Consider the following 3,651-nt stretch of genomic DNA (forward strand, 5'->3'; position numbering starts at 1 on the left):
TTAACTAAACCTTTAGGTGTTTATGGTAAAAGTAAATTAAAAGGAGAAAAAAATTTCATAGAAAATACTGATAATTATATTATTATTAGAACTGCCTGGGTTTATGGTATTTATGGTAAAGGAAATTTTGTGAAAACTATGTTGAGATTAGGTAAAGAAAGAGAACAAATAAAAGTAGTAATAGATCAAATTGGTTGTCCCACTTATGCTGAAGATATAGCTATAGTTATTAATAAAATAATTACTCAATTTTCTGAAGAAAAAAATACTAACAAACTTTATCATTTTACTAATTTAGGTGTCTGTAGCTGGTACGATTTTGCTATCAATATTTTTCACCAAGCCCAAAAATTAGGTTATGATTTAATCATAAAAGAAGTTTTACCTATTGTTACCTCAGAATATCCTACACCGGCAAAACGCCCAGCTTATTCTGTGTTAAATACTCATAAAATTAGTGAAGACTTAGATTTTTTCCCATCTTATTGGCAAGATTCTTTAAGAAAATATTTTGTGAAACTAAATCAAAATTAATCAGGTAGTTTGGCTTGAATCTATAAAATCTAAAATAATTTATACCCGGCGAGATAAAAATAAATTGGCGATCGAAAGGATAAGAATAAACATAAACAATACTAAACCCATAGTAGAGGCGTAATTAATATCAAATTCCTTAAAAGCCTTCTCATAAAGATAAAAAACAACAGTTTTCGTAGCATTACGAGGGCCACCTTGAGTTAAAAGATAAATTTCCTCAAATACTTTTGTGGCACTTAAAGCCGAAATAACGGCAACAAGAAAGATATAAGGTTTCATTAAGGGAATAGTAATATCCCAGTGTTTCCGCCAACCATCAGAGCCGTCAATGGTGGCTGCTTCATACAACTCTGGTGAAATACCTTGCAATCCTGCCAAATAAATAACCATGTAATATCCTAACCCTTTCCAGATCGTGACTATCATCACACTCCAGATCGCCCAATCAGGACTCGTTAGCCAAGGAATACCTTGCTTAAAACCGAGACTAAACCAAAATTGGTTTAAAATGCCATTTGACCAGTAAATCGCCTTCCATGCTATTCCTGCTACTACCATAGAAATAACTACAGGCGTATAATAAGCTGTCCGAAACCAGTTAATAGCTTTGATTTTTTGATTGACTAAAATAGCTAAAAATAACGATAAAATAACTAAAGGAGGTACAACTCCCACTAAATATAAAAGAGTATTTATGATTGTTTGACGAAATAGCTTATCTTGGGATAACCGTTCAAAATTTGCCCATCCTACCCATTGAGGAGCTTGGGTTAAGTCATATTCAAAACGAGTAAAGCTCAGGGAAAAGGCTTGTATTGCTGGAAAAAAAACGATAATAGATAAAACTATCAACCCTGGAAGTAAAAATAAATAAGGTTGTATCCTATGCCAAAACCGAAAATTATTCATCATTCCTAACAGTTAATAATTAATTGGTAAATTGCTTATAGTCTTCTAATTCCTAACAAGGAGTTTAAACCCCTTGCTAATTCCTAACTCCTAATTTTTAATTAAATTTTGACCATCAAAAACCCTAATTAATGTACCTTTTGTGGGTAAATCTTGAGGTTTAATAGTGACACGATTACCTTGAATAATTCTTACATCCATTTGTGCCTCCTTTGCTAAATCCACAAATTTTTGTACTCCTTCTAAAGTACATTTACCTGCTTCTGTGGCGTTGGTTAAATATTGGGTAGGGATCATAATTTTGGGATTGAGAACTTTAATCGCTTTGATAGCTTCTTCTGCATTATAGGCTTTTGGACCACCACCAACAGGTATTAATGCTACATCAGGAGTTCCCATTAAGATTTTTTGTTCAATATCAATCGGTGAAGCGATACCCCCTAAATGTAAAATATTTACTCCCCCTTGAATCCATTTCCACACAATGTTATCTCCAAATCTTCTACCATTTTCTCGATCATGAAAAGTTTTAATTCCCTGAAACTCAATATTTTTAACCTTATAAACTCCCGGTTCAACCATTAATTGAGGATTATTCGGTAAACCGATAGCTGATCCTTCATCCAATAAACGACTACTAATCATGACTAAATCTACTTCAGGTTTCGGAGCTGGATATTTAGCAGTACAACCTAAAGGAGTAAAAGGATTTACTAACACTTTAGCTTGACTATTAGCAAAAACAAAAGCACTATGTCCTAACCAATCAATGGTAACACCTTGAGATGATGTATTTTGTGCCATTGCTTTTTGGGAATGAGAATATTTAGTAGTTAAAAAAGTAGTTAATATTCCATAACCCGTTAAACGAATCCAGTCACGACGATTAATCATATTATTAATAGAATTTAGAATAGTTGCCAAGATCAAACACGATTAAAAAAATGCTTCTTTACTATTACCTAATTTAATTATTTTCAGTAATAAATTGAAGGAAATTACGCAATAATTGTAATCCAGAATCCGTTAAGATGCTCTCAGGATGAAACTGTACCCCCTCCACCCACGGATATTCTTTATGCTTGACACCCATTATAATTCCATCATCTGTCCAAGCGGTAATTTCTAAAACTGGGGGAATGGTATTTTGATCAATAACTAAACTATGATACCTTGTAGCCGCAAAGGGATTTTTGATGTCTTTAAATATTCCTATATTATTATGATTAATGAAAGATGTTTTACCGTGCATTAAACTCGGTGCAGAAACGACTTTTCCCCCATAGGCTTGACCGATAGTTTGATGTCCTAAACACACTCCTAGTATGGGATAATTTTGACCTAATTTTTGGACTAATTCTAAACAAATTCCCGCAGAATCAGGGTTTCCAGGTCCGGGTGAAATAACGATAACATCAGGACGAAGATTAATAATATCAGTTACTGTGATTTGATCATTGCGATATACTTTGATTTCCTCAGCAACAGAAAATTTGGCACTCAATTCTCCTAAGTATTGAACGAGATTATATGTAAAACTGTCGTAATTGTCGATAACCAGAATCAATCTGTTTTCTCCTCTGATCAATTTTAGATTGAGATTATTAAGTCTATCGCATGAGGTAACAAAATAAAACCAGCCACTAAAACGGAGGCAATGGCAGAAATTAATCCTGCACCAGCGGCACAATCTTTGGCTATTTTGGCTAATTCATGATAATTTTGTTTCACGGTTAAATCTACTACGGATTCGATCGCCGTATTGAGTAATTCTAAAACCATTACAATTGTACAAGTTAAAGAAATAATTGCCATTTCTATGGTGGTAGCACCTAGATAAAAACCAAGACTGATAGCCACTGAAGCCATAACAGTATGAATTCTAAAATTGCGCTGAGTAGCAAAAGCATACTTTACCCCTTGCCAAGCATATTTAAAACTAGCAAATAAATCTGGTGCAACTTTCCATGCTAAATTACGTTTTTCCTTTTTAGGAGAATGATTTCTTCCCAGAAAATTGTATCTCTCCCCTGAATTTAGTATTGGTTCGGAAGTTTCATCAGCTATAACCAATTCTTTATTACCGATTAGTTGATACTTACGCATTTTATTAACTTTTGTTAAATAGTTTTTGTTGATTCTTAAGTATAAACGGATCTTTGATTATTTAAACAGTGATGGTGAAATTTTAGCTACTATTTTTAG

5 protein-coding genes are annotated in these 3,651 nt (G+C 33.2%); 1 reads left to right on the forward strand and 4 read right to left on the reverse strand.

The window, feature by feature from the left end:
- A partial coding sequence (locus FWJ34_RS18715) for a sugar nucleotide-binding protein (protein ID WP_308256845.1) occupies positions 1-534 on the forward strand: 534 nt, incomplete at its 5' end.
- Positions 535-573: 39 nt separating this feature from the next.
- Here the strand turns inward: FWJ34_RS18715 and FWJ34_RS18720 are convergent.
- The 4 genes from FWJ34_RS18720 to FWJ34_RS18735 all read right to left on the reverse strand — a co-directional run bounded on the left by FWJ34_RS18720 (position 574) and on the right by FWJ34_RS18735 (position 3,552).
- On the reverse strand, positions 574-1,449 hold the full coding sequence (locus FWJ34_RS18720; protein ID WP_308256846.1) for a sugar ABC transporter permease: 876 nt from the start codon (positions 1,447-1,449) through the stop codon (positions 574-576).
- An 87-nt stretch (positions 1,450-1,536) separates the two neighbouring features.
- Positions 1,537-2,340, reverse strand: coding sequence for an MBL fold metallo-hydrolase (locus tag FWJ34_RS18725; protein WP_308256847.1), 804 nt, complete (start codon positions 2,338-2,340; stop codon positions 1,537-1,539).
- A gap of 73 nt (positions 2,341-2,413) precedes the next feature.
- Positions 2,414-3,013 carry an aminodeoxychorismate/anthranilate synthase component II gene (locus FWJ34_RS18730; protein WP_308256848.1) on the reverse strand — a complete coding sequence of 200 codons (600 nt, stop codon included), beginning with the start codon at positions 3,011-3,013 and terminating at the stop codon, positions 2,414-2,416.
- A gap of 23 nt (positions 3,014-3,036) precedes the next feature.
- Positions 3,037-3,552: a diacylglycerol kinase family protein gene (locus FWJ34_RS18735; protein WP_308256849.1), complete on the reverse strand. Its 516-nt coding sequence runs from the start codon at positions 3,550-3,552 to the stop codon at positions 3,037-3,039.
- Positions 3,553-3,651: the final 99 nt, after the last annotated feature.

The organism is Geminocystis sp. GBBB08 (assembly GCF_016743215.1).
GTDB lineage: Bacteria > Cyanobacteriota > Cyanobacteriia > Cyanobacteriales > Cyanobacteriaceae > Geminocystis.

Bases quoted from the DNA above. Each gene is read 5' to 3' on its own strand.
- FWJ34_RS18720 (WP_308256846.1), bottom strand. From the start codon at position 1,449: ATGATGAATAATTTTCGGTTTTGGCATAGGATACAACCTTATTTATTT.
- FWJ34_RS18725 (WP_308256847.1), bottom strand. From the start codon at position 2,340: ATGATTAATCGTCGTGACTGGATTCGTTTAACGGGTTATGGAATATTA.
- FWJ34_RS18735 (WP_308256849.1), bottom strand. From the start codon at position 3,552: ATGCGTAAGTATCAACTAATCGGTAATAAAGAATTGGTTATAGCTGAT.